The sequence below is a fragment of the Ruegeria sp. BC3 genome (assembly GCF_056539265.1).
The window spans coordinates 482,745-506,299 of sequence record NZ_JBQFUP010000001.1; the positions used below are offsets into that span (position 1 = coordinate 482,745).

At 57.1% G+C, this 23,555-nt stretch carries 24 protein-coding genes; 15 read left to right on the top strand and 9 right to left on the bottom strand.

Going from position 1 to position 23,555, the window contains the following annotated elements; translation table 11 throughout:
* The first annotated feature begins 47 nt into the window (after positions 1-47).
* Positions 48-668 (top strand): PAS domain-containing protein, encoded by a 621-nt coding sequence (locus tag ACR0MV_RS02380; RefSeq protein WP_480700859.1) that lies wholly within the window; start codon positions 48-50, stop codon positions 666-668.
* 56 nt (positions 669-724) lie between these two features.
* On the opposite strand, the gene ACR0MV_RS02385 is transcribed toward ACR0MV_RS02380, so the two are convergent.
* The gene (locus ACR0MV_RS02385) at positions 725-2,095 is read right to left on the bottom strand and encodes a class II 3-deoxy-7-phosphoheptulonate synthase (protein WP_480700860.1); all 1,371 of its coding nucleotides are present in this window, start codon (positions 2,093-2,095) and stop codon (positions 725-727) included.
* A 169-nt stretch (positions 2,096-2,264) separates the two neighbouring features.
* Between ACR0MV_RS02385 and ACR0MV_RS02390 the strand changes: the two genes are divergently transcribed.
* A complete protein-coding gene (locus ACR0MV_RS02390) occupies positions 2,265-3,269 on the top strand; it encodes a GlxA family transcriptional regulator (RefSeq protein WP_480700861.1) in 1,005 nt (334 codons plus the stop codon).
* 2 nt (positions 3,270-3,271) lie between these two features.
* Here ACR0MV_RS02390 and ACR0MV_RS02395 read toward each other — a convergent pair whose 3' ends face one another.
* The gene (locus ACR0MV_RS02395; RefSeq protein WP_480700862.1) at positions 3,272-4,363 is read right to left on the bottom strand and encodes a PQQ-dependent sugar dehydrogenase; all 1,092 of its coding nucleotides are present in this window, start codon (positions 4,361-4,363) and stop codon (positions 3,272-3,274) included.
* 153 nt (positions 4,364-4,516) lie between these two features.
* Between ACR0MV_RS02395 and ACR0MV_RS02400 the strand changes: the two genes are divergently transcribed.
* From ACR0MV_RS02400 to ACR0MV_RS02410, 3 genes are all read left to right on the top strand, one after another.
* Positions 4,517-5,698 carry an ABC transporter substrate-binding protein gene (locus ACR0MV_RS02400; RefSeq protein ID WP_475203138.1) on the top strand — a complete coding sequence of 394 codons (1,182 nt, stop codon included), beginning with the start codon at positions 4,517-4,519 and terminating at the stop codon, positions 5,696-5,698.
* 130 nt (positions 5,699-5,828) lie between these two features.
* Positions 5,829-6,617, top strand: coding sequence for an ABC transporter ATP-binding protein (locus tag ACR0MV_RS02405; RefSeq protein ID WP_170424812.1), 789 nt, complete (start codon positions 5,829-5,831; stop codon positions 6,615-6,617).
* A complete protein-coding gene (locus ACR0MV_RS02410; protein ID WP_480700863.1) occupies positions 6,614-7,444 on the top strand; it encodes an ABC transporter ATP-binding protein in 831 nt (276 codons plus the stop codon). Before ACR0MV_RS02405 ends, ACR0MV_RS02410 begins: the two co-directional genes overlap by 4 nt.
* A 17-nt stretch (positions 7,445-7,461) precedes the next feature.
* On the opposite strand, the gene ACR0MV_RS02415 is transcribed toward ACR0MV_RS02410, so the two are convergent.
* Positions 7,462-7,812 carry a hypothetical protein gene (locus tag ACR0MV_RS02415; RefSeq protein WP_480700864.1) on the bottom strand — a complete coding sequence of 117 codons (351 nt, stop codon included), beginning with the start codon at positions 7,810-7,812 and terminating at the stop codon, positions 7,462-7,464.
* Between the two features lie 528 nt (positions 7,813-8,340).
* On the opposite strand from ACR0MV_RS02415, the gene ACR0MV_RS02420 reads away from it, so the two are divergent.
* The 4 genes from ACR0MV_RS02420 (at position 8,341) to ACR0MV_RS02435 (ending at position 11,711) form a co-directional block, all read left to right on the top strand.
* Positions 8,341-8,715 (top strand): hypothetical protein, encoded by a 375-nt coding sequence (locus tag ACR0MV_RS02420; protein WP_170424804.1) that lies wholly within the window; start codon positions 8,341-8,343, stop codon positions 8,713-8,715.
* A 236-nt stretch (positions 8,716-8,951) separates the two neighbouring features.
* Positions 8,952-9,962, top strand: coding sequence for a branched-chain amino acid ABC transporter permease (locus tag ACR0MV_RS02425; protein ID WP_170463655.1), 1,011 nt, complete (start codon positions 8,952-8,954; stop codon positions 9,960-9,962).
* The gene (locus tag ACR0MV_RS02430; RefSeq protein ID WP_170424799.1) at positions 9,959-11,272 is read left to right on the top strand and encodes a branched-chain amino acid ABC transporter permease; all 1,314 of its coding nucleotides are present in this window, start codon (positions 9,959-9,961) and stop codon (positions 11,270-11,272) included. Before ACR0MV_RS02425 ends, ACR0MV_RS02430 begins: the two co-directional genes overlap by 4 nt.
* Before the next feature lie 187 nt (positions 11,273-11,459).
* The gene (locus tag ACR0MV_RS02435; RefSeq protein WP_170424797.1) at positions 11,460-11,711 is read left to right on the top strand and encodes a hypothetical protein; all 252 of its coding nucleotides are present in this window, start codon (positions 11,460-11,462) and stop codon (positions 11,709-11,711) included.
* Positions 11,712-11,756: 45 nt separating this feature from the next.
* Here the strand turns inward: ACR0MV_RS02435 and ACR0MV_RS02440 are convergent, their stop codons facing one another.
* Positions 11,757-13,298, bottom strand: a complete 1,542-nt coding sequence (locus ACR0MV_RS02440; RefSeq protein WP_480700865.1) for a helicase HerA-like domain-containing protein — start codon at positions 13,296-13,298, stop codon at positions 11,757-11,759.
* A 439-nt stretch (positions 13,299-13,737) separates the two neighbouring features.
* Here ACR0MV_RS02440 and ACR0MV_RS02445 point away from each other — a divergent pair, with 439 nt between their 5' ends.
* Complete coding sequence (locus ACR0MV_RS02445; protein ID WP_480700866.1) at positions 13,738-14,337, top strand: invasion associated locus B family protein; 600 nt, start codon at positions 13,738-13,740, stop codon at positions 14,335-14,337.
* A gap of 67 nt (positions 14,338-14,404) precedes the next feature.
* Here ACR0MV_RS02445 and ACR0MV_RS02450 read toward each other — a convergent pair whose 3' ends face one another.
* From ACR0MV_RS02450 to ACR0MV_RS02465, 4 genes are read right to left on the bottom strand one after another with little or no spacing between them, the layout of a single operon-like run.
* Positions 14,405-15,613 carry a beta-ketoacyl-[acyl-carrier-protein] synthase family protein gene (locus ACR0MV_RS02450; protein WP_170463647.1) on the bottom strand — a complete coding sequence of 403 codons (1,209 nt, stop codon included), beginning with the start codon at positions 15,611-15,613 and terminating at the stop codon, positions 14,405-14,407.
* Between the two features lie 9 nt (positions 15,614-15,622).
* A complete protein-coding gene (locus tag ACR0MV_RS02455) occupies positions 15,623-15,880 on the bottom strand; it encodes an acyl carrier protein (protein ID WP_170424789.1) in 258 nt (85 codons plus the stop codon).
* Positions 15,881-15,912: 32 nt separating this feature from the next.
* The gene (gene lpxD, locus ACR0MV_RS02460) at positions 15,913-17,004 is read right to left on the bottom strand and encodes a UDP-3-O-(3-hydroxymyristoyl)glucosamine N-acyltransferase (protein WP_480700867.1); all 1,092 of its coding nucleotides are present in this window, start codon (positions 17,002-17,004) and stop codon (positions 15,913-15,915) included.
* A gap of 36 nt (positions 17,005-17,040) precedes the next feature.
* Entirely contained in the window at positions 17,041-18,645 is a 1,605-nt protein-coding gene (locus ACR0MV_RS02465; protein ID WP_480700868.1) for a L,D-transpeptidase family protein, read from the bottom strand.
* 355 nt (positions 18,646-19,000) lie between these two features.
* Here ACR0MV_RS02465 and mepK point away from each other — a divergent pair, with 355 nt between their 5' ends.
* Positions 19,001-19,570, top strand: a complete 570-nt coding sequence (mepK, locus tag ACR0MV_RS02470) for a peptidoglycan L,D-endopeptidase MepK (RefSeq protein WP_170424783.1) — start codon at positions 19,001-19,003, stop codon at positions 19,568-19,570.
* A 110-nt stretch (positions 19,571-19,680) separates the two neighbouring features.
* Here the strand turns inward: mepK and ACR0MV_RS02475 are convergent, their stop codons facing one another.
* Positions 19,681-20,031 carry a hypothetical protein gene (locus ACR0MV_RS02475; protein ID WP_170424781.1) on the bottom strand — a complete coding sequence of 117 codons (351 nt, stop codon included), beginning with the start codon at positions 20,029-20,031 and terminating at the stop codon, positions 19,681-19,683.
* Positions 20,032-20,156: 125 nt separating this feature from the next.
* Here ACR0MV_RS02475 and ACR0MV_RS02480 point away from each other — a divergent pair, with 125 nt between their 5' ends.
* The 4 genes from ACR0MV_RS02480 to ACR0MV_RS02495 all read left to right on the top strand — a co-directional run bounded on the left by ACR0MV_RS02480 (position 20,157) and on the right by ACR0MV_RS02495 (position 23,538).
* Positions 20,157-20,312 (top strand): hypothetical protein, encoded by a 156-nt coding sequence (locus ACR0MV_RS02480; protein WP_170424778.1) that lies wholly within the window; start codon positions 20,157-20,159, stop codon positions 20,310-20,312.
* A gap of 362 nt (positions 20,313-20,674) precedes the next feature.
* The gene (locus ACR0MV_RS02485; RefSeq protein ID WP_480700869.1) at positions 20,675-21,796 is read left to right on the top strand and encodes an ABC transporter ATP-binding protein; all 1,122 of its coding nucleotides are present in this window, start codon (positions 20,675-20,677) and stop codon (positions 21,794-21,796) included.
* Positions 21,796-22,725, top strand: a complete 930-nt coding sequence (locus ACR0MV_RS02490) for an ABC transporter permease (RefSeq protein WP_170424772.1) — start codon at positions 21,796-21,798, stop codon at positions 22,723-22,725. The genes ACR0MV_RS02485 and ACR0MV_RS02490 overlap by 1 nt, the downstream gene beginning before the upstream one ends.
* A gap of 3 nt (positions 22,726-22,728) precedes the next feature.
* Positions 22,729-23,538, top strand: a complete 810-nt coding sequence (locus tag ACR0MV_RS02495) for an ABC transporter permease (protein WP_170424769.1) — start codon at positions 22,729-22,731, stop codon at positions 23,536-23,538.
* Positions 23,539-23,555 lie beyond the last annotated feature (17 nt).

Here is a 23,555-nt window from a genome sequence, read left to right on the forward strand (position 1 = left end):
CCATTTTCGGGAACGGTTTCGGGTCAAGTTTTGGAAAGATCGTCGCAATGGATCGTTTTGACAGCGGGCGTAGCCTTTCGCCCATCCGACAGGCCGAGGCCTATTGGACCGCACTTCTGACCGGAGACGGCGTTCCCATGCGGTCGCAAATCGACCCGCGCGGGCTTGAGAACATTCTGGAATACACATTCGTTCTGGAACGCATTGCCCCCGGACTGACACGGTTCCGCCTTGCGGGTAGCCATTTGAACAAACTGGCCGGGATGGAAGTACGTGGCATGCCCCTGACCGCTTTTTTCGAGGCCAGCGCGCGGGATCGGGTCAAAGAGGTCTCGGAGCAGGTCTTTAGCCAACCGGCGATTGCCAATTTGGACCTGATCTCGGCGGGCCGTATGGGGCGCGCTCAACTGCAGGCCCGGATGATCCTGTTGCCGTTACGAAGCGATCTGGGCGATGTCAGCCGTATTCTCGGGGTCATGGTAAGCGATGGCGCAATAGGTGCGACGCCGCGGCGCTTTACACTTTCCGAGGACACCCTGCACCCAGTGACCGAAGTTCAGATGCCTCAATCACAGCCACAAAGCCTTGAGACCGGATTCGCCGAAGACCAAGGGCGGTTTGAACGTCCCCGCCCTCATCTGAGATTGGTTGTTTCGAGAGACGAATAAGCCACGAAAAAGGCGGGCCATTTCAGCCCGCCTTTTCATTTCTCTCGCGAAAAGCCTTAGCTGGCTGCGCGCTTGCTGCCATTGCGGCGCAGGTTTGTCAGCTCTTCCGCAACAAGGAACGCCAGCTCCAGCGATTGCGATGCGTTCAGGCGCGGGTCGCAAGCGGTGTGGTAGCGATCGGACAGATCCTCTTCGGTCACCGCACGAACACCGCCGGTGCATTCGGTGACGTCCAGTCCTGTCATCTCGAAATGCACACCACCGGGAATGGTGCCTTCGGCCTGGTGTACGCCAAAGAAGTCGCGCACTTCACGCAGGACCGAGTCGAACGGACGGGTTTTGTACCCGGTTGCCGACTTGATCGTGTTGCCGTGCATCGGGTCGCAGACCCAAGTGACTTTGGCGCCTTCTTCTTTCACAGCCTTAACCAGACGCGGCAGATGCTCACCGGCTTTGCCTGCTCCGAAACGGGCGATCAGGGTCAGGCGACCCTCTTCGTTTTCCGGGTTCAGCTTGGCCATAAGTACCTTAAGGTCCTCGGCGGTCGTGGTTGGACCGCATTTCAGACCAATCGGGTTCAGCACGCCACGGCAGAATTCCACATGCGCTCCGTCCGGCTGACGTGTCCGGTCGCCGATCCAGATCATGTGACCGGACCCGGCCAGCCAGTTGCCCGAGGTCGAATCCAGACGGGTCAGCGCCTCTTCGTACTCAAGCAGCAGCCCTTCGTGGCTGGTGTAGAATTCCACGGTCGAGAACTCATGTGTGGTGTCTGCCGTGATGCCAGCAGCCCCCATGAAGTCGATCGTGTCCTGAATGCGGTCCGCGATTTCCGAGTACTTCTGAACGTCCTGCTCATCCGTGAACCCCAGGGTCCACGAATGCACCATGCTCATATCGGCGAAACCACCGGTCGAGAAGGCGCGCAGCAGATTCAGCGTCGCGGCAGCCTGCGTGTAGGCCTGCAGCATCTTGCCGGGATTCGGAATGCGTGCTTCGGGTGTGAAGGCCAGTTCATTGATGATGTCACCGCGATAGCTGGGCAGCTCAACGCCATCCACCACCTCGGTCGGGGCGCTGCGTGGTTTGGCGAATTGGCCAGCCATGCGGCCCACTTTGACCACAGGCACCTTTGCGCCATAGGTCAGAACCATCGCCATCTGCAGCATTACCTTGAACGTATCTCGGATCGCATCCGCGCTGAATTGTTCAAAGCTTTCAGCACAATCCCCGCCCTGCAACAGGAAGGCCTCGCCGCGACCAGCGGCACCCAAATGTTGCTTGAGACGCCGTGCTTCGCCCGCAAAGACCAGCGGGGGATACTGCGAAAGCTGAGCCTCGACTTTGGCCAGCGCGGCCGCGTCGGTATAATCTGGCATCTGAACCCGGGGCTTTTTGCGCCAGTTCGTTTTTTGCCATTCGGTCATAGCTTTGATCTCCGCTGAAGTATTCAGGTGGTCTCTATACAAAATGCATTGAAGACTGACCATATCCCTTTTGCGCCTCTTGACGGCGCAAACAAGCTTTGGTCATGGTGGCTGGCAATAACGACGCCGGACGCCACGGAACACGGCGCCGAATCAAGGACACCAAGCCATGCAAGAGCAACGCCAAGTTGTCACAGTGGAAGGCACTGAGGCCAATCCTCGCCATTTCGTCTTTGTCCTTTTGGACAAGTTTTCTCTGCTGTCTTTTGCCTCGGCACTCGATAGCCTTCGGATTGCCAACCGCATGGCGGACAAGCAACTTTATTCGTGGACGCTGATTGGCGAGGGCGGCGAGACTGTCTCGTGTTCGGCCGGAACGACCTTTGCCTTGGACGGGGATCTGAATGAGCTTCAGCGCGACGATGTCGTTCTGATCTGTGGTGGCGTCGACGTGCAGTTGGCGACGACCAAAAAAGTTTTGAACTGGGTCCGGCGTGAGGCGCGGCGCGGTTTGCGGATCGGTGGCTTGTGCACTGCGGCCTATACGCTGGCCAAAGCTGGCCTACTGGACGGCAAGCGCGCAACGATTCATTGGGAAAACTCGGACAGTTTCATCGAAGAGTTCGATGAAGTCGAGCTGACCAAATCCGTATTCCAGATCGACGGAAACCGCATGACCACCGCGGGCGGCACCTCGTCCATTGACCTGATGCTAAAGATTATTGCCGATGATTATGGTGAGGATCTCGCGAATGCCGTGGCAGATCAGATGATCTATTCGTCGATCCGCACCGATCAGGATACGCAGCGCCTGTCGACCCCGACCCGCATCGGTGTACGCCATCCCAAGTTGAGCCAGGTCATCCTCATGATGGAGAAAAACATCGAGGAACCGATCTCGCCCTCGATACTGGCCAAGGATGTCGGCATGTCCACGCGTCAGCTGGAGCGTCTGTTCCGCCGGTATCTCAGCCGCTCACCCAAGCGCTATTACATGGAGCTGCGCCTGCACAAAGCCCGGAACCTGCTGATGCAAACGGATATGAGTGTGATCAACGTGGCACTGGCCTGCGGCTTTGCTTCGCCCAGCCACTTCTCGAAATGCTACCGGGCGCACTACAACACTACGCCCTACCGCGAGCGTGGTGCTCAGAGCGGGCGTTTATCTGTCTAAAGCTAGGGGGTCATTTGGTAGACGGCGCCCTGACCCACCGAAATAAACCAAATCGAACCGTCGGGCGCTTCGACAATGTCCCGGACACGCTCGGTTTCCGGGCCTTTGATCTGTTCGACCTCGCGCAGGGGCGACCCAACCAGACGTGAGATGTAATCGAATTTGAGAGAACCGACAAAAATGTCACCCCGCCATTCCGGCCAGAGCTCGCCGGAATAGACCAACAGGCCCGAGGGCGCGATAGACGGATCCCAATAGTATTCGGGCTGTTCCATTCCCGGTTTCGACCTGCCCTCTCCGATCTTTTGGCCCGAGTAATGCACTCCATACGAAATCACCGGCCAGCCATAGTTTCGGCCCGCTTGCACCAAATTGACCTCATCGCCTCCACGAGCGCCGTGTTCCGAGATCCACAAACGCCCCTGCCGATCCAGATCTGCGCCTTGAGGGTTGCGGTGCCCGTAAGACCAGATTTCGGGCCGGATACCCGCGTGACCAACAAAAGGGTTATCCGCAGGCACCGTACCATCGCGGTTGATGCGGATCACGGTGCCCATATGGTTCGTCCGGTCCTGCGCGGTTGGGCGATCGCCCCGATCGCCTATCGTCGCAAACAGCGTGCCATCCCTTGCCTCGACCACCCGCGATCCAAAGTGTCGGCCTGTTGATCCACCCGGAACGGCCTCGAATATGACGCGCACATTTTCCAGCCGCTCACCGCTGTCGGAAAGACGCGCAACGGCCACCGCTGTTCCAGCTCCGCCGCTTTGAGGTTTGGAAAAGGTCAGAAACACCTCGCGCGATTGCGCAAAGTCCTTCGCCACTGTGACGTCCAACAAACCGCCCTGCCCGTTCACTGCCACCTTGGGCACACCGCCTACGCGCGTCGCTTTGCCTTGCGACACGAAAAGAAGGTCCCCATCGCGTTCGGTCACCAAAAGACCACCGCCCGGCAGAATGCCAATGGCCCATGGTGTGTCCAGCCCCTGTACGACAGCCGTCACACGTACCGGACCCGCCGAGGTTTGCAGGGTATCGGCATAAATTGGGGCACCCAAAATCGACAGGACCAGAATCGCAACTGCCCGCAGCATTTCAATCTCCACTTCCGAAAATCAGCGACAAGTACATAAGAACAAATAGGATTGTTTCTGACAAAAACACATTTGCGTTAGGACTTTTCTTTTCCAGATAGCTTGCCTAGGGTCTAGCCCAGAACGAATACGTTCCAATGAGGGAGTAACCATATGAAAAAGCTGCTTACAGCAACTGCAGCATCCGCTCTGCTGGCTGGTCCGGCACTGGCCGAAGATGTCACTCTTGGCGTTCTGTTCGGGTTCACCGGCCCGATTGAATCGCTTGCCCCTGCCATGGGCTCGGGTGCCGAACTGGCAATGGCCGAAGTCACCGAATCCGGTAAACTGCTGGATGGCGCAACCGTGACCGCGTCGCGCGCCGACACCGGCTGCATCGACAACGGTTTGTCCACGTCGAACGGCGAACGCATGATCGCGGACGGCGTTGCGGGTATCATCGGCGGCGACTGCTCGGGCGTCACCGGCGCAATCCTGCAGAACGTCGCGATTCCGAATGGCATGGTCATGATCTCGCCGTCGGCAACCTCGCCCGGCCTGTCGACCATGGAAGACAACGGCCTGTTCTTCCGCACCGCACCGTCGGACGCGCGCGAAGGTCAGGTGATGGCTGACATCCTGAAGGACCGCGGCATCAACTCGATCGCTCTGACATATACCAACAACGACTACGGCAAAGGTCTGGCAGACGCGATCCAGTCCTCGTTCGAAGCAGCCGGTGGTGAAGTCACCATCGTTGCCGCGCACGAAGACGGCAAGGCCGACTACTCGGCTGAAGTTGGCGCGCTGGCCTCGGCCGGTGGCGACATCCTGGTCGTTGCAGGCTATCTGGACCAGGGCGGTCTGGGCATCATCCAGTCGTCGCTGGACAGCGGTGCATTCGACACATTCGGTCTGCCCGGCGGCATGATCGGTGACTCGCTGCCCGCGAACGTCGGCCCCGACCTGAACGGCTCGTTCGGTCAGATCGCCGGTTCGGGTGGTGAAGGTGCCGAAAAGTACTTTGCCATGGCCGAAGCTGCCGGTTTCGACGGCTCGTCGCCCTACTCGCCTGAGTCCTATGACGCGGCAGCCCTGTTCATGCTGGCCATGCAGGCCGCGGGTTCGACCAACCCGGCAGATTACGGTGCCAAGATCATGGACGTTGCCAACGAGCCGGGTGAAAAGATCTATCCGGGTGAACTGGCCAAGGGTCTGGAACTGTTGGCCGCTGGCCAGGAAATCGACTATGTCGGTGCGTCCGGTGTCGAGCTGATCGGCCCCGGTGAAAGCGCAGGTTCTTACCGCGAGATCGAAGTGACCGACGGCGAGAACAAGACCGTCAACTTCCGTTGATCCGGCGCTAAACGCCATAAATTCAAGCAGCCCGGGCCTTGTGTCCGGGCTGTTTCAATGAAAAAAGGCCGCACCTCACCTTTTTGGTTCGGGGAAGCACAAACGCCGGTAACGGTGGCTAGGGGAAAAGATGATCGTCGTCGAAGACGTGCACAAGCATTTCGGCGGGTTTCACGCGGTGGATGGGGCATCGCTGGAAATCCAAAAAGGGTCTATCACCGGCCTGATCGGGCCGAACGGAGCGGGCAAGACCACTCTGTTCAACGTGATCGCGGGCGTTCTGCCGCCGACCAGTGGTCGAGTTTTCATGGATGGCGAGGAAATCACCGGCCTGCCCCCGCATGATCTGTTCCACAAGGGCCTGCTGCGGACGTTTCAGATTGCTCATGAGTTTTCGTCGATGTCCTGCCGCGAGAACCTGATGATGGTTCCCGGCGCGCAGTCCGGTGAGTCGCTGTGGAACACGTGGTTCGGCCGCAAGCGCATCGCCGATGAAGAACGCGCGCTTAGGGCCAAGGCCGATGAAGTGCTGGAGTTCCTGACCATCGAACATCTGGCTGATCATAAGGCTGGTCAGGTCTCGGGCGGTCAGAAGAAACTGTTGGAGCTTGGCCGCACCATGATGGTCGACGCCAAGATCGTGTTTCTGGACGAGGTCGGCGCGGGTGTGAACCGCACTTTGCTGATGACCATCGCCGACACAATCCTGCGCCTGAACAAAGAACGCGGCTATACGTTCGTTGTCATCGAGCACGACATGGATTTCATCGGCAAAATCTGCGACCCGGTCATCTGTATGGCCGAGGGCAAAGTGCTGGCAGAGGGAACTCTGGACGAGATCAAAGCCAATGAGCACGTAATCGAAGCTTATCTGGGCACCGGCCTGAAGAACAAGGACAAGCTGGAGGCCGGAGCATGAGCGACAATCCTTATCAGGATGACAAGGGCAACAAGGATGCCTCGATCACCAATACGCATGGGGTTGGCACCATGACGCCTGCTCATACGAAAAGTGGCGAAACGCGCAAAGTCGAAGGCGGCCCGTTTCTGATCGGCGACACCATGACGGGTGGGTACGGCAAAGGGCCGGACATCCTGCATGATTGCACGATTGCCGTCGATAAGGGTGAGATCGCAGTGATCGTCGGCCCCAACGGTGCCGGAAAATCAACCGCGATGAAGGCAGTGTTCGGCATGCTTGATGTCCGCTCGGGCGCGGTGCGGCTGGATGGTGAGGACATCACCAATCTCACCCCGCAGGATCGCGTGATCCGCGGCATGGGTTTTGTGCCGCAGACCTCGAACATCTTCACTTCGATGACGGTGGAAGAAAACCTTGAGATGGGTGCCTTCATTCGACGCGATGACATCAGCGAAACGATGGAACAGGTCTATGACCTCTTCCCCATCCTGCGCGACAAACGCAACCAACCCGCCGGAGAGCTGTCAGGCGGACAGCGTCAACAGGTCGCCGTAGGCCGCGCGCTGATGACCCAGCCCAAGGTTCTGATGCTGGACGAACCAACTGCCGGTGTTTCACCAATCGTGATGGATGAGCTGTTCGACCGGATCATCGAGGTCTCGCGCACCGGACTGCCGATCCTGATGGTCGAACAAAACGCCCGTCAGGCGCTGGAGATCGCGGACAAGGGATATGTATTGGTTCAGGGACGCAACGCCTACACCGGTACCGGCAAAGAACTGTTGGCTGATCCCGAAGTGCGGAAAAGTTTCTTGGGGGGATGATCCCCCCATTCAACGAATTACCCGATTGGCTCACCACAAGACCCGAAATCCTGCGCGGCATGTGGGCCTTTGATTGACATGTCGTAGTTCCGGTCCTCGAAATCGATGACAAAAGTTACGACGTCCTTGTCCATGATGTGCAGGAAGGTCAGCGAATTCAGCCCCGAGATGATCGTGGCCTCGCCCTTGATCTCGTCAGTGACAATAAAACCTTTGTCCGTGGCCCCCGACCGCGCCAATGTTACCGATCCGCCGGTGCTGTCAGACACGCAGTTCACTACAAAATCCGCTCCGTTCAGCGGATCGCTCTGCGCAGCTGCCAGTCCGGGCGCTGCGAGTCCCAAAAGCATCGTCACCACGTATTTCATGTCTTGCCTTCCTATTCCGCGGACCTTTTTTGTGTGATCCGTATTCCTTTTTCCCGGCACCGCGGAACGCCGCGGGTCGTTCAGAAAAGCTAGGCAATTCCATTCAGGATCAAAGCCGCTATTGGCACGCTTCACTTCATCTTGAGGTTGCGTGAGCGCGTGGGTCGCAAGAAACCTCTTGAGCGCGAACAAAACCCGACGTCACCGATTCTGGATATTACAATTCCCGCGCGCCCACTACGGCCTGACGTTACAGGTTCGAACTGTAGAATGTGGCTAAATCACGGCAACCGTCTCCGTCCTACTGCTCGAACAGTCAAGCGAGCGCGGATTTTTACCTGAATTTTCGATACATCTTAACGATTCTCGTCGAGCAAAAGAAATTTTCCACTTCAGAATTCTGACCCCGGAAAGATCAATTCTCGCCATTTTCCCAACCTAGTCAGGCGCCCAAACCTGGGCCGTTCAAGGCCGGTTTTTTCAACAATCGGACCGATCCATCGGCCAACATCCTTTAGGAGAGCTTTTATGAAATATCTGGCCGCTCTTGCTGCTTTGATCCTGCCCGCTGCCGCGCAGGCCACAACGCAGAAAACACCGGGGGCTGAGTTTGTTTACGAGTGTCAGATTGAAGAGATTTGCAAGTCCGGAAAATGCAGCCCTCTTGCCACGCCCACCAAGATCACGCTGAAGCGGATCGAGGGCCAGTCCAAGGGCACTGTAACCATCAACGGTGAAGAAGCCGAGTTGCACGTCTTCAAAGGCCTTGGTGCCAATGAGTTCCTTCAACTCGCAAATGGCGGAAGCATTGGTTACACGGTCAACAACACCAGTGGTTCCCTGGCCATCCGGGCAACAGGCGCCAACAGCCGCAACGAACGCGGCACATGTGTCATTAACTAAAAGATTTGGTTCCATTTGGCCGTGCAAGCCAGCCAGGAAAGACTATTCAGGCGGGGATAAGCCCGCCTGAAAACGTCTGAAATCGCACAAAGGTTGATCGATGAACCGGCCCTGTCCGACTTTGTGGTTTTCAGATCAGAATTTTCCCAAAATTACCCTAGAAAACGCGCGGGAATGATTGTGCAGATGGCAAAACGCATGCCATAAAGCCGCACCCGAAAGAACGAGACGATCAAATGGATTTACTGAACGCGTTAGTCGCGCTGGCAAACTTTGTCATCGTGCCTGCGGTTGCTTATGGCAGCCAGTTGGCTCTGGGGGCGCTGGGGGTCACACTCATCTACGGCATCCTGCGGTTTTCGAATTTTGCCCACGGCGACACCATGGCCTTTGGCGCGATGGTCGCGGTGCTGGTCACGTGGGGCCTGCAAGCCGCAGGCGTCAGTTTTGGGCCTTTGCCGACCGCTCTGTTGGCTCTGCCCTTTGCGATCCTGGGCTGCATCATTCTGGTGTTGATAACCGACCGGTTGGTCTATCGGTTCTATCGGGAGCAAAAGGCCAAACCGGTGATCCTTGTCATCGTGTCGATGGGCGTCATGTTCATCATGAATGGCCTTGTGCGTTTCATCATCGGACCGGATGATCAGCGGTTCTCGGACGGGGCGCGGTTTATTGTTTCTGCCCGTGACTTTAAAGCGATGACCGGCCTGCGCGAAGGTCTGGCGATCAAGACATCGCAGGGCATCACTGTGATCGTGGCCGTTGTCGCCGTTGCGCTGCTGTTCTGGTTCCTGAACAAGACGCGTACCGGCAAATCGATGCGCGCCTATTCCGATAACGAGGATTTGGCGCTGCTGTCAGGCATCAACCCGGAACGCGTTGTGATGATCACTTGGATCATCGTGGCTGCTCTGGCCACCACGGCGGGCGTGCTCTACGGGCTGGACAAAAGCTTTAAGCCCTTCGTCTATTTCCAACTGCTGCTGCCGATCTTTGCATCCGCCATCGTGGGCGGACTTGGCAATCCTCTGGGTGCCATCGCGGGCGGGTTCATTATCGCGTTTTCCGAGGTGACCATCACCTACGCCTGGAAAAAGGTGCTGACCTATATCGCGCCAGAAAGCCTGGCCCCGTCAGGTTTGGTACAGTTCCTGTCCACCGATTACAAATTCGCCGTCAGCTTTGTCATCCTGCTGATCGTGCTGCTGTTCAAGCCTACGGGCCTGTTTAAGGGGAAAGCGGTATGACCGAGTCCGTCAAAAACACGCTGCTTTTCGTCGTCGTCGGCGGCCTTATCCTACTGACCGGGTTCACGCAAAGCTGGAACACTGCGATCCTGATCCTGAACATGGGGCTGATCTCGGCCATCATGGCGATCGGGGTGAACCTGCAATGGGGCTTTGCGGGCCTGTTCAACGTTGGTGTCATGGGCTTTGTCGCGCTGGGCGGTCTTGCGGTCGTGCTGATCTCGACCCCTCCGACACCGGGGGCCTGGTCCTCGGGCGGGTTTGGCATCGTTCTGGCATTACTGCTGGGGGCAGCTACTGTTGTGGCCGCCGTCATGGTCGCAACACGCATGCCCAAAGGCCGGATGCGCACGCTGACGATCATTGCCATCCTTATCGTGGGGTTCTTTATCTACCGTGCCGTCTTTGATCCTAACGTGGCTGGCGTCGAAGCGATTGACCCAGCCATCGCAGGTAACCTGGGCGGTTTAAACATGCCTGTTCTGCTGGCGTGGCCTGCAGGCGGTCTACTAGCCGCAGGTGCCGCTTGGCTGATTGGCAAAACGGCGCTGGGCCTACGGTCGGATTATCTGGCGATTGCAACGCTGGGTATTGCCGAGATCATCATTGCGATCATGAAGAACGAGGATTGGCTGGCTCGCGGCGTTAAGAACGTTTACGGCATCCCGCGCCCCTCGCCCGTGGTTGGATATGAGGTCGAATTGCAGAGCGACCCGGGCTTCATCGCCCGCGCCGAATGGTTCGGGCTGGACCCGGTTACCGCCTCGACCCTGTCGGTCAAGCTGGGCTATTCGCTGTTGTTCGTGATCGTTTTGCTGGTTCTGCTCTGGATGGCACAAAAAGCACTCCACAGCCCCTGGGGCCGCATGATGCGCGCCATCCGGGACAATGAGGTCGCTGCCGAGGCAATGGGCAAGGACGTCACCCGCCGCCACCTGCAAATCTTCATTCTGGGCTCGGCCATTTGCGGGATCGCAGGCGCGATGATGACCACACTAGACGGACAGCTGACGCCCAGCACCTACAACCCGCTGCGGTTCACCTTCCTAGTCTGGGTCATGGTGATCGTCGGAGGGTCCGGCAACAACTTTGGCGCGGTTCTCGGCGCTTTCCTGATCTGGTTCCTGTGGGTTCAGGTCGAACCGATCGGGCTGTGGCTGATGAACCTGATCACCGCCGGAATGCCCGATGGCAGCGCGCTCAAGGCGCATCTGATCGAAAGCGCCGCGCATATGCGTCTGTTCACCATGGGCCTGATCCTTCTGATCGTTCTCAGGTTCAGCCCAAGAGGTTTGATCCCGGAAAAATAGGATCACAAATATACAATTCCTGAAACCGCGCTAAACCTTTGGCGCGGTTTCTTGATTTTATGAAGTATACCGATTAGACGAACCCGAGTACCGCCTTGATCCAGCCCTCTTTTTGGCCAGAATTTACGCTAACTTGACACTTGGCCCGCGATCATCCGGGAAACCTACGAGTATAAGAAGAGTGCACATGAATACTTCTCTCACCAAAGCAATCCTCATCGTTCCGCTGTTCGCTGCCCTGGCCGGCTGTATTCCGACACCGGAAGACCTTGAGACCACTCCTGTCAAAGTGCAGACGCCCAAAGGCGAAGTGACCTGTCAGCTGTATCGTCAGGACCGTGTGACCTGGGATCGCGCAATCAACTTCCCGGCGACCAAAATGTCAGTGCCCGAAGCTGACGCTTATTGCCGTCAGGAAGGCCAGCGCCGTCTGAAGTAACCTGTCAGGCATCGGGCAGGCCCAACCTGCCCGACCGTTTGTCCGTCAGCGAGCCTTGAACAAACCGCCCAGAATGCCGCGCACGATGCGGCGTCCGGTTGTGCCTTTCAGTTCTTTGATCACGGCCTCGCTCATCGCGGTAGCGAACGTGTCTTTCTTGCGCATGACGCGAGCTGAAGATCGTCCGACGCGGCTACCGGAATACCGCCGCGCTGTCGCGAATTCCCGTTCTGCCGTTGATTGCGTCTCAAGCTGTTCTTCTGCGTCGGCCGCGGCCTGAGCCGCTGAATTTGCGCGGGCTTGCAGGATTTCAAAGGCCGATTTCCGGTCAGTCAGTTTCCCATACTTCGCCTTCATCGCCGAGGCATCCATCAGCGCCTTGCGCTCGGCCTTTGTGATCGGGCCAAGCTGCGATCCCGGCGGGCGGATCAGTGTCCGTTCGACGATCCCCGGGACACCCTTTTTCTGCAGCATCGAGGTTACGGCTTCGCCCACACCAACCTCGCGGATGGCCTGCTCGGTGTCGAAGGCGGGATTTTCCCGATAGGTCTCGGCTGCGAGGCGCAGGTTCTTTCGATCCCGTGCTGTGAACGCGCGAAGAGCGTGCTGAACCCGGTTGCCCAACTGACCCAGAATGTCTTCGGGAATGTCCGCAGGATTTTGCGAGATGAAATAGACGCCCACGCCTTTGGAGCGAATAAGACGCGCGACCTGTTCGACCTTGTCCACCAACACCTTGGGCGCGTCATCGAACAGCAAATGCGCTTCGTCGAAAAAGAAAACCAGCTTGGGTTTGTCCGGGTCGCCAACCTCGGGCAGTTCCTCGAACAACTCGCTCAGCAACCACAGCAGAAAGGTTGCGTAAAGGCGCGGTGAGCCCATCAACTTGTCGGCGGCCAGGATGTTCACCACCCCCTGCCCGTTTTCGTCCGCACGCATCAGGTCGGCCAGTTCCAACGCTGGTTCGCCAAACAACCTTGTTCCGCCTTGGTTTTCAAGCACCAACAGACGGCGCTGGATCGCTCCGATCGAAGCGGTTGAAACGTTGCCGTAGCGCAGGGACAGCTGCGCCCGGTTTTCCCCGATCCAGACCAGCAGAGACTGCAGGTCCTTGAGGTCTAGCAATGGCAAACCTTCTTCGTCAGCCACGCGGAACGCGATGTTCAAGATACCCTCTTGCGCCTCGCTCAGGTCCATCAGACGGGACAGCAAAAGCGGGCCCATTTCCGTGACGGTGGTTCGAACGGGATGCCCCTGTTCCCCGAACAGATCCCAAAAAGTAACCGGACAAGCGGCATAGGCGTAGTCAGCAAAACCGATACGCTGCGCCCGATCTTGAAACGCCTGGTGGAGTTTGTGGTCTTCGCTGCCTGCCTTGGCCAGACCGGACAAGTCACCTTTGACATCTGACAGGAAAACCGGGACGCCCGCTTGCGAAAACCCCTCGGCCAGAATTTGCAATGTCACGGTCTTGCCGGTACCGGTCGCCCCCGCAATCATGCCGTGACGATTGGCATATTTCAGCGTCAGCGATTGCGGTTGGCTATAGTCGTTGCCAGAGCCGCCCAAAAAGATGTTTTTGTCCATAAATGTAAGGCCTTGTTTCCACCGATCTGCGGCCAGCATACAAATTTAACCTTTGGCTGCGAAAGTCTAATTGCTGTCCCCCGGCTTTGGTTGCGGGTCAGCATATTTCCTCCCTGTCGACTGACCGCGCCTCCGGGCGCGGTTTTTTTCACAAATCATGGTCATAACATTAAAATTTCAGGTTAGCAGTTGACCGCTGCGTCTGCCTTTCGTAACGTCTGCGCATAACTAAGTCGGCCAGTCCGACGGGGAGAAAATTATATCGAAGGGAGCCGCTCCACCGGCTCCCTTTGTCGTTTGTGAGTTTGCCCTTTCTGCGCCCCCAAAAGGTGGCGAAAATCCGATCACATCTTGAATTGCGCCACCTTAGCCGCTGACACTGTTGGCGAGGGGTGATAGACGAAAGAAAAAGTCCAACACACACATTGCCGAGGCACTCATGATCAAGAACATCCTATCCGTCAGCCTAGTGACCGCCGCCTTGTGCTGCGGCACTGCATTTGCCCAGGAGGCAACCCAGGACGCTGAAACTCAGCCTCAGACCGGGGTCGGCACCGACCTGGATCTGGGCGAAACCGGTCCCCGTCTGGGAGAGCAATACGTCAAAGAGGAACAAGGCGACTGGGCCATCCTTTGCATCAACACCAATAACGAAGAAGATCCCTGCGCGATGCGTCAGGTCCTGACCGGTGAGCAAGGCCAACCAATCGCAGAGATCACCATTGAACGGCTGCCGGAAGGTGTTGCCGCCGTTGCGGGTGCAACTGTCGTGGTTCCTCTGGAAACCCTGCTGCAGGCCCAGATCGCCTTTTCGATCGATGGCGGACCAGGCAAACGCTATGACTATCATCATTGCAACCCTGTCGGCTGCCTCGCTCAGTTGGGCTTTACCCAAGGAGATGTAGACGCGATGAAAGCGGGCTCGACCGCCAAGCTGTCGCTGGTGTCGGTTTTGGCCCCCAATCAGTTGCTGGAACTGGAAGTTTCGCTGGCCGGCTTCACCGCCGGATTTGATGGTTTGAACGTTCTGCAGAACTAATCTGCGTACAAGAAAAAGGCGCCGCCGAAGTGCTTCGGTGGCGCTTTTTTTGTGTCCAGTTCGTGGCTTAAACGCGTTTCAGCGCCAATACAGCGTTGAGGCCGCCAAAGGCAAAAGCGTTGCTCAGGACAACATCAACATTCGCCTCGCGTGCTTCGTTCGGCACGATGTCCAACGCGCATTCCGGATCGGGCTCTTCGTACCCAATCGTGGGCGCGATCACCCCGTCACGCAGCGCCATTATACAGGCCAACAGCTCTACCGCACCGGTGCCTCCGATCAGGTGACCGTGCATCGACTTGGTCGATGAGATCATCAGCTCATCCGCGTGCGGGCCAAACACATCAGCAACCGCCGCGCATTCGGTTTTGTCATTGGCCGCAGTCCCCGTGCCGTGGGCGTTGATATAGCCCACCTTGTCTGCACTGATCCGCGCGTCGGCCAACGCACCAGACATTGCCCGCGAAGCACCCTGTTTGCTGGGCATCACGATATCCGCAGCGTCAGAGGACATGGCGAACCCGACCACTTCGCACAGAATATCCGCACCGCGGGCGCGTGCATGTTCATATTCCTCGAACACGAAGACTCCCGCGCCCTCGCCCTGAACCATACCATTGCGGTTTGCGCTGAAGGGTCGGCACGCGTCTTTGGACATAACGCGCAGCCCTTCCCAAGCTTTGACCCCACCGAAACACAGCATCGATTCCGACCCACCGGTTACCATGGCCGGAGCAGCGCCGCTACGCACCATCTGAAACGCCAACGCCATCGCGTGGTTGGACGATGCGCACGCTGTCGAGACCGTAAAGCTTGGCCCCTTCAGATTATGCTCCATCGACACATGGCTGGCGGCTGCGTTGTTCATCAGTTTCGGCACGACAAACGGGTGAACCCGGTTTTTGCCATCCTCATAAACGGAACGGTAGTTATCGTCCCAGGTCGACACGCCGCCGCCGGCGGTCCCAAGCACCACACCAGACCGCGCAGCCAGATCACCGTGAAATTCGATTCCGGATTGATCAATCGCCTCTTTCGCTGCGGTCAGCGTGAATTGGGTGAAACGATCATACAGGCTCATCTGCTGCCGGTTGAACCGGCCCTCAGCTTCAAAGCCGCGAACCTGACCGCCAATCTTGATGGCCAAACGCTCGACATCCCGAAATTCGAGCTCAGAGATCCCACAACGCCCTTCGCGCATGGCCTCAAGCGTATCGGCCACCGAATGGCCCAGCGAATTGATAGTACCGGCCCCAGTAATGACGACGCGTTTCATGAGACTACGTCAGACCTTTTCCGACACCAGCTTTTCGATCCCGGCGATGATCGCCGCAACGTTCGTGATATCAAAGTCGCTGGCGCTGGGTTCGTTAGCGTTGAACGGAACCGAAATGTCGAACTCTTCCTCGATCGCGAAAATGCTTTCGACCAAACCAAGACTGTCGATACCAAGATCTTCAAGCGTGCTTTCGGGGGTCACATCAGACGGCTCCAGCACGGCCTGCTCTGCAATGATTGCGATGACGCGGTCGCTGATGCTCATGACGATCCTCTGATTATCCTGTTGAGGGTGATTTAATCACTCGAAGGCAATTTGGAAACAGCCTTTTTCAACGCCTCTACGTCACGCGCCAATCGCGGCAGACGCCGCTGCGCTTTGTAAATGTCTGTATGGCTTTCCATTTTTATGCCCGGATAGCCCATAATCACGCGTCCTTTGGGTACATTGGACAGGATTTTCGTTCCCCCGCCCGAGATCACGCCGTCACCAATAAAGATGTTGTCGACCACTCCGGTCTGACCGCCCAACACGACGTTGTTTCCGATCTCGACAGAACCCGACACACCGGTTTGCCCGCACAGCAGGCAATCGCGACCAACGCGCGTGTTGTGGCCCACATGGACCAGGTTATCGAGTTTTGAGCCGTCGCCGATGCGCGTATTCCGAATAGTGCCGTTATCGACGGTGCAATTCGAGCCAACCTCGACATCGTCGCCAATTTCAACGGCACCAAGGGAATGGATGCGCAGCCAACTTTGCGCACGGGCTTCACCTTGATCACCCATTGTCTTGCGTGCGTTTTCGGCACCCGAAACCTCGGGCGTCACAAAGCTGAACCCATCGCCCCCGATCCGAGCGCCGGGTTGGGCTATGAACCGGTCCCCAATCTGCGCCCGGGCGCCAATGCTCACCATCTCGCGCAGAACGGCGTTGTCACCGAGAACCGCATCCATGCCGATCACACAATGGGGGCCGATCACCGCGCCCTTTCCAATGCGAACCCGTGCGCCGATAACCGCCAGCGGGCCGATCGAGGCCCCTTCGCCAATTTCCGCAGTTGGGTCGATCACTGCCGAGGGGTGAACACCGGGTTCAACGCCCTGCCCGCGATCCAGCATCGCAGTGATCCCGGCCATCGCCATGCGTGGGCGCGGAACGAAAATCGCGGACTCTAAACCCAGAGCTTCCCAATCGGCACCTTCCCACAACACGGCAGCACGAGCAGACCCGGCGCTGAGCGCGTCGGCGTATTTCGGCGACATCGCCATGGCCAGATCGGAAGGTCCCGCATCCGCCGGCTCTGCGGCGCGTTCGATGACAACGCTCAGATCACCCTGACTTTCGGCGCCCAGGGCTTCGGCGATTTGCTGAATGGTATACTGCATGACGGGCTTCCCGAATTAAGGACCTGCCCCCGGTGCTTACCCCTGAACGTCCGGCAGGGCTACCCCTGCTTTCTGCAGAGCCTCCCAGATTTTCCGATCCCGGTCATAGACATCGCGCCGATACTGAACCTCACCCTTCGGCCCGATATAGGCCGTGCGATAGATCAGGTGGACCGGAACATGCTGGTCAAGCTGAACCGTCGTTTCCTTGCCGGTCGCCAGAATGCGATGGAAAAACGCCTTGGGGTCTTCCTCTTGCTTGGCCAGCAACGCATAGGCAAACTCAAACGGTTGCGCCAGTCGGATACACCCGTGCGAGAACGCCCGCACCTCACGCGCGAACAGAGACTTCTGAGGCGTATCATGCAGATAGATGTTGTACTTGTTAGGGAACATGAACTTCACCAGTCCCAGTGCATTGCTTTTGCTGGGCGGCTGCCGCATCGCAAATGGGAAGTTCCGGGTGTTGAACTGAGTGAAGTCCACAGCACCCCGGTTTACCACTCGGCCACTGCGATCCGTGATCTGAATGTGCCCCACAGCATTGGGGTTCGACTGCAGTTTGGGCAAGTATTCCTTGGTGATGATCGAGCGCGGAACATACCAACTCGGGTTGATGACCATATGCTCCATCTCGTCCGAGAACTCAGGGCTACGGCGATCATGAACGTTTTTGCCGATCACGGCGCGGGTTTCAAACGTGACCCGGCCTTCATCAACGATCTTGGCCGAGAAATCCGCTTGATTCACCAGAATATGCCGCTCACCCCTCTCACGCGGCAACCAACGCTCGCGTTCCAGGGCGACAAAGACGGCCTTCAGGCGCTCGGACGCGGTCCGGTTCAGCTCGGTAATCGTCCCCTGTCCGGCGACACCGTCCGCAGCCAAACCATGCGCCTGTTGAAAATCTTTTACAGCGGCCAGCAACGCGTCATCAAACTCCGGGCTAGCGGTGGGCTTGAGATAACCCATTGTTATCAGTCGGTTCCGCAGCTTAATGACATTGGGGCCTGTGTCCCCGAGCTCCAGCTTATCCACCGGAACGGACGCACCCCATCCGCCCTGATGGACGAGCGCCTCAAGAGCCAGCTTTTGTTTCATCAATGCTCGGTACTGAACAGATTGTGGCGCGAGTTCGTCGAAATATGTATCGCCATTCGCGGCCGTCAGCGCCTGCAGGTGTTCTGCGGCGGACCGTCGAGAGACTTTGCGGACCAGACCGTCGTCAATCTGCGCAGGGCGCAACGCACCGGAATAGAGGTCATCTGCATAGCGCACAAACGCGCGGCTCAATGCGATCTCAACCGCACCCAGATCCCGCAACGAACGTGCGTCCTGCATCTGAACCATGAGGGACGAAACGTCGTAGTCCCCTTGGGGCAATCCATGCAAATCCGTTGACGACAACGCCCGGATCAAACGGGCCCGGCGCGCTTGATGCTCTGGGCTTTCCCCAACCCAGATCGGGGCAAAATCGTTGCCGCGGTAGAAATCCGCCAGTCCTGATCCGGAAGGTGCAAACTCGGCCACAGCCATTTGAAACGCTGTATCCGGCACGGATTGGGCGTTTGCCACGGATGCTGCCGCCGAAACACAAGCGGCGAAAATAAGTCGTGTTGGCAATCGTAAAAAAGCTCGCATGGGATGGCCCTGATTATTCAATACTTTGCGCGTTCTGAGGCGCATACCGGTAAAATATGGTTTTCAGCCGAAGGATTTGTCCATTCACAAATGCATCAAATTGATGCATCCCCTCCCGCCTGATGCGCGTTTGCATCGGCTGCTGTATGCCAATGCCTAATTGCCTCAATATTATACCAATTTGCATCACCTGCGCAAAAAACTGCCGAAATTTCCCCCTTGAAAAGGTGAATTTCAAAGACTTCTTGGCGGCTCCTCACGACTGTGTCATAAATCCCGCATCTGGGATGGGAAAAAATTAATACCGCGCGCGTAACATCGTGTGCAGGCAGGAACAGTACGGGACGAAACTAAAATGACTACGAGCAGTACTTCGGGCTTGACCCGTCGTGCCCTATTGGGCGCATTTGCAGCAACCGCAGTTGTGGCAGCACCGACTTATTCCAACGCAGCAGGTTTTTTGCGCGGCGGCGGCGATATCCGTCGTATTCGCATGTATTCGGGCCGCACCGGCGAACGGATCGACATGATCTATTGGGTGGATGGCAAATACATCAAGGACGCCGTCAAAGAAGTGAACCACTTCATGCGCGACTGGCGCACGGATCAGGTCAAATCCATGGACCTGCGCACCATCGACATCATGGCCGCTTCGCACAACCTGCTGGACGTGAACGAGCCCTACACGCTTCTGTCCGGCTACCGCTCACCACAAACAAACGCAATGCTGCGCTCGCGCTCGCGCCGTGTGGCCAAGAACTCGCTACACATGAAGGGTCAGGCCGCTGACCTGCGCCTGTCTTCGCGATCGGTTTCGCAAATGGCCAAAGCGGCCATATCCTGCCGCGCCGGCGGTGTTGGCAAATACTACCGTTCCAACTTTGTCCACATGGACTGCGGCGATGTCCGTAGCTGGGGCGGTTAACGCCCCAAAAACTCCAGTCCCGCTGTTGATTATGATTGAGCGCCGTCTGGCGCTCTTTTTCAACCTAACACAGCTGACATCGGATTCTACCACCCAGGTCCTTTACCCGATCACCAGCTAATGGTGATTGATGCCACGGCACCCGGCTCTGTCCCGTATGAAACACCGACATTGCCATAAATGAGATCGTTCAACTTCATACCGACCAATCCGGAATACCCGGTCTTCCCATCATAATATCCAAGACCGAAAGACGTCTGGATTCCATCATAATGTGGGTTCTGCTGCAACGCTGCCAAAGACAACGCCGCTGCGATTCCTGCTGTATTGTTAGCAATGTTTTCCGCATTTCGCGCAGGGGCCGTCGAGTTTGGGCAAAGCGAGATCACTTTCTCATAAACATCAATGGTGCAAACTGCGTTGCGCAGTAAGGAAATCAACGCGAACGGCGAAGTCGACATAATCGGGTCCCTACTTCTCAGTTGCGGCGGCACTGGTCGGTGGGGGCAGACACGCCTGGCCTTATGGCAACCATACGATCGGGGGCACAGCGTCAACGGGTACGTTCTCGCGCGGGGTCGGATTGTTGTGGAATCCCAATAACGGTGGTGCCCCAGATCCGGGGTGGGCACTGGGCGTGTTCGCGCTGCCATACACCGGCGACGCCCGCGATACGTTCATGTCGCAGATCCGTGCTTCGGATCCGGCGGGCCGCTGGTATGACCGGATCGCTTTCAACTAGCCTTTTGACAGCGTTTCTCGCTCGGATGTTGGTAGAGCGCCCGCGCCAACCCGTCTAGGTGCGAGCCTGCCAATCAGCCTTTTGCCAACACTCAGCGCAAAGAGGGAGAGGCGCAACTCCGAAACCAGAACGTACTGCACTGAGAAGAAGCGAAGCATCGGTTCCTGGCCGACCTCCTCATCACAACAAGTAAGAACGATCGTAGTTCCTACGCATATAGTCGGTTTTCTTTTTGCTAAAAAAGTTCGCGCACCCAAGATAACACCTTGATATTATAACAATAAAAACAATGATTAGGCAAATCCTAATGTTTAGTGAGGAAGTCAGTTCTTAGGGCGGTAGCGCGGCCCGTATATAACCGAATGGAATTTCGCGGTGCTCAGGAGGCGCAATTGTCTGACAACGAAAATATCGCGATTGACGTGCGGGATGCGGTGAAGCGCTACGGCGATTTCACTGCGCTCAAGAAGATTTCGCTGTCGATCATGGACAATGAGTTCTTTACTCTTTTGGGCCCGTCCGGTTGCGGTAAGACCACTCTACTCAGAATGATCGCCGGGTTTGAGGCCGTCACCGAGGGGGCGATCTACCTTTTTGGCGATGAGATCGAAAATCTGCCGCCTAACAAGCGTCCTGTGAACACGGTTTTCCAGAACTATGCCCTGTTTCCGCATAGGACCATTCTGGACAACGTGGCGTTCGGGCTGGAAATGCGTGGGGCCTCTAAATCTGATGCGCGCAAAAAGGCGGGTGAGATGCTGGAATTGGTACAGCTTTCTCAGTTCTCTGCGCGCAAGCCCAGTCAATTGTCAGGTGGTCAGCAACAACGTGTGGCGCTGGCTCGCGCGCTGGCACCGCAGCCCAAGGTTCTGCTGCTTGACGAACCCTTGTCTGCGCTTGACTTGAAACTCCGAAAAGCGATGCAGCTTGAGTTGAAGCACCTGCAGCGCGAAACGGGGATTACCTTTATCTTCGTCACTCACGATCAGGAAGAAGCGCTTACCATGTCCGACCGAATAGCGGTCATGTCGGCTGGCGAGATGCAGCAGTTGGGCGCGCCGACGGATATCTACGAACGTCCACACAACATGTTTGTGGCGGATTTCATCGGTGAGACCAACCTGCTGGAAGTGTCCGTAGACGGCATCGAGAACGGACGCGCAACCTGCCATCTGGGCGGCGGGCACGAACTCACCTGTAACGCGGTCGACGGTATTGGCATAGGTTCCAAGGTGCATATGTCGATTCGGCCAGAGCGCCTGTATATGTCTGACACGCCAGCAGAATCCGAAAGCCTGAAGGGCCGGATCAAGGAAAACATTTTTGTCGGTACAGATATAACGACCATCGTGGATCTGCAGGATGGCCCGGATTTTGTCGTGCGCACCTCAAACTCGGACCGCGGCAACAAACGGATTTTTGAGCCGGGCACCGAGATGTACGTCAACATGGAGCTGGGGGCTGGCCGCCTCTTGGTCGACTGATGGCAGCGGGTGCAGCAAGCGGCGGCAGCGCAACGACAGACACGTATAAAGAGGCCCGTACTTGGCTTTTGCTGCCCGCATGGGTGACACTGGCCATTCTGGTTCTGGCGCCGGTAATCATGATGCTGATCTACTCTTTCCTGACGAAAGAGTTCCGGGGCGGCGTAATCTGGGAATTCTCGCTGGCGGCTTACGATCAGTTCTTCTTTGACCGAGGACTTTTTGGCGACGATCCCCCCAAGATCGAATGGACCTATATCGCGATTTTCTGGCGTTCAATCTGGCAGGCTGGTGCTGCTACATTGCTCAGCCTCGTGATCGGCTTTCCAACGGCCTATTTCATCGCCACCCGGTCCGAGAATATGCGTCCGGTTTGGGTGTTCCTGATCACCATCCCCTATTGGGTGAATCTGCTGATCCGGACCGTGTCGATGAAGTTCCTTCTGCGCGATCAGGGGCCGTTGAATGATTTTCTGATGAATATCGGCCTGATCGACAGTCCACTACATATCATCAACACCAACTTTGCGGTTCAGTTGGGCCTGTTCTATTCCTATCTGCCCTTTATGGTGCTGCCGATCTATGCGGCGGTTGAGCGCTACAACTTCGCGCTGTCCGAAGCTGCTGCCGACCTCTACGCGTCAAAGTGGACCACCTTGCGCCGCGTGCTGCTTCCTGCGGTCAAACCGGGCGTCTTTGCGGGCTGTATACTGGTCTTTGTTCCGTCGATGGGGTCGTTCCTTGCGCCCGACCTTCTGGGTGGCGCCAAGAACTTCATGATCGGCTCTCTGATTGAGGAACAGTTCAAGGGCAATGCAGGCAACTGGCCGTTTGGCGCAGCCGCCTCGATGATCTTGCTGACAATGGTTTTGATCATTCTGATGTTCTCTGCCCGTCAGCAGGCCAAAGCTGATAAGGCGGGAGGCTGACCGATGGCAAGCAAGCAATTCGACATCAAGTCTTACGCAGGCTTCAAGGGGATCACCCTGCTGTGTCTGGTCATCCTCTATGCTCCGCTGGTTGTGGTCACGATCTACAGCTTCAACGCCTCACAATCGCTTACCAACTGGGAAGGCGTCTCACTGCGCTGGTACGCGGATGTGTTCACCGGCCCGGAAAGCGCCAAGTTCAAAACGGCGGCCAAGAACAGTTTTATCATTGCGATCATCGCCGCCACCACAGCGACCACTATCGCGACGCTCGCCGCAACGGGCATGGTGCGCGGTGGCAAGTTCCGCTTTCGCACAGTGTCCTTCGGTCTGATCAGCCTGCCGCTGATGGTGCCTGAGATTGTCTTGGCGGTCGCGACCCTGATCTTCTTCAACTCGATCGGGTTCGAGCGCGGGCTCCTGACGATCCTGCTGGCCCATATCGCCTTCTGTATTCCCTTCGCCTACCTGCCTATCTCGGCACGGATGCAAGGGATCGAAGACAGCTATGAGCAAGCCGCACTTGACCTCTACGCTACCAAACAGCAGGCCTTTACCAAGATCCTGCTGCCACTGATGATGCCGGGCATCATCTCGGGTTTTCTGCTGGCCTTCATCGTTAGCCTGGATGACTTCATCATCACCAACTTCGTGAAGGGTGCGGGGGTTGAGACCTTGCCCACGGCGATCTTTGGGTCGGTCAAGCAGGGAATCAAACCGAATATCATGGCGATTTCGACCATGTTGCTGAGTGTGTCCATAGTCATGGTCACGATCAGTTATTTCGTCAGCAAATCTGACAACACAAAATAACCAACAGATGGAGAGAC

Bases quoted from the DNA above. Each gene is read 5' to 3' on its own strand.
- ACR0MV_RS02485 (WP_480700869.1), top strand. From the start codon at position 20,675: ATGGAATTTCGCGGTGCTCAGGAGGCGCAATTGTCTGACAACGAAAAT.
- ACR0MV_RS02465 (WP_480700868.1), bottom strand. From the start codon at position 18,645: ATGCGAGCTTTTTTACGATTGCCAACACGACTTATTTTCGCCGCTTGT.
- ACR0MV_RS02425 (WP_170463655.1), top strand. From the start codon at position 8,952: ATGGATTTACTGAACGCGTTAGTCGCGCTGGCAAACTTTGTCATCGTG.
- lpxD (WP_480700867.1), bottom strand. From the start codon at position 17,004: ATGCAGTATACCATTCAGCAAATCGCCGAAGCCCTGGGCGCCGAAAGT.
- ACR0MV_RS02410 (WP_480700863.1), top strand. From the start codon at position 6,614: ATGAGCGACAATCCTTATCAGGATGACAAGGGCAACAAGGATGCCTCG.
- ACR0MV_RS02405 (WP_170424812.1), top strand. From the start codon at position 5,829: ATGATCGTCGTCGAAGACGTGCACAAGCATTTCGGCGGGTTTCACGCG.
- ACR0MV_RS02390 (WP_480700861.1), top strand. From the start codon at position 2,265: ATGCAAGAGCAACGCCAAGTTGTCACAGTGGAAGGCACTGAGGCCAAT.
- ACR0MV_RS02430 (WP_170424799.1), top strand. From the start codon at position 9,959: ATGACCGAGTCCGTCAAAAACACGCTGCTTTTCGTCGTCGTCGGCGGC.
- ACR0MV_RS02400 (WP_475203138.1), top strand. From the start codon at position 4,517: ATGAAAAAGCTGCTTACAGCAACTGCAGCATCCGCTCTGCTGGCTGGT.
- ACR0MV_RS02395 (WP_480700862.1), bottom strand. From the start codon at position 4,363: ATGCTGCGGGCAGTTGCGATTCTGGTCCTGTCGATTTTGGGTGCCCCA.
- ACR0MV_RS02385 (WP_480700860.1), bottom strand. From the start codon at position 2,095: ATGACCGAATGGCAAAAAACGAACTGGCGCAAAAAGCCCCGGGTTCAG.
- ACR0MV_RS02475 (WP_170424781.1), bottom strand. From the start codon at position 20,031: ATGTCGACTTCGCCGTTCGCGTTGATTTCCTTACTGCGCAACGCAGTT.
- ACR0MV_RS02440 (WP_480700865.1), bottom strand. From the start codon at position 13,298: ATGGACAAAAACATCTTTTTGGGCGGCTCTGGCAACGACTATAGCCAA.
- ACR0MV_RS02445 (WP_480700866.1), top strand. From the start codon at position 13,738: ATGATCAAGAACATCCTATCCGTCAGCCTAGTGACCGCCGCCTTGTGC.
- ACR0MV_RS02495 (WP_170424769.1), top strand. From the start codon at position 22,729: ATGGCAAGCAAGCAATTCGACATCAAGTCTTACGCAGGCTTCAAGGGG.
- ACR0MV_RS02415 (WP_480700864.1), bottom strand. From the start codon at position 7,812: ATGAAATACGTGGTGACGATGCTTTTGGGACTCGCAGCGCCCGGACTG.
- ACR0MV_RS02380 (WP_480700859.1), top strand. From the start codon at position 48: ATGGATCGTTTTGACAGCGGGCGTAGCCTTTCGCCCATCCGACAGGCC.
- ACR0MV_RS02420 (WP_170424804.1), top strand. From the start codon at position 8,341: ATGAAATATCTGGCCGCTCTTGCTGCTTTGATCCTGCCCGCTGCCGCG.
- ACR0MV_RS02490 (WP_170424772.1), top strand. From the start codon at position 21,796: ATGGCAGCGGGTGCAGCAAGCGGCGGCAGCGCAACGACAGACACGTAT.
- ACR0MV_RS02450 (WP_170463647.1), bottom strand. From the start codon at position 15,613: ATGAAACGCGTCGTCATTACTGGGGCCGGTACTATCAATTCGCTGGGC.
- ACR0MV_RS02435 (WP_170424797.1), top strand. From the start codon at position 11,460: ATGAATACTTCTCTCACCAAAGCAATCCTCATCGTTCCGCTGTTCGCT.
- mepK (WP_170424783.1), top strand. From the start codon at position 19,001: ATGACTACGAGCAGTACTTCGGGCTTGACCCGTCGTGCCCTATTGGGC.
- ACR0MV_RS02455 (WP_170424789.1), bottom strand. From the start codon at position 15,880: ATGAGCATCAGCGACCGCGTCATCGCAATCATTGCAGAGCAGGCCGTG.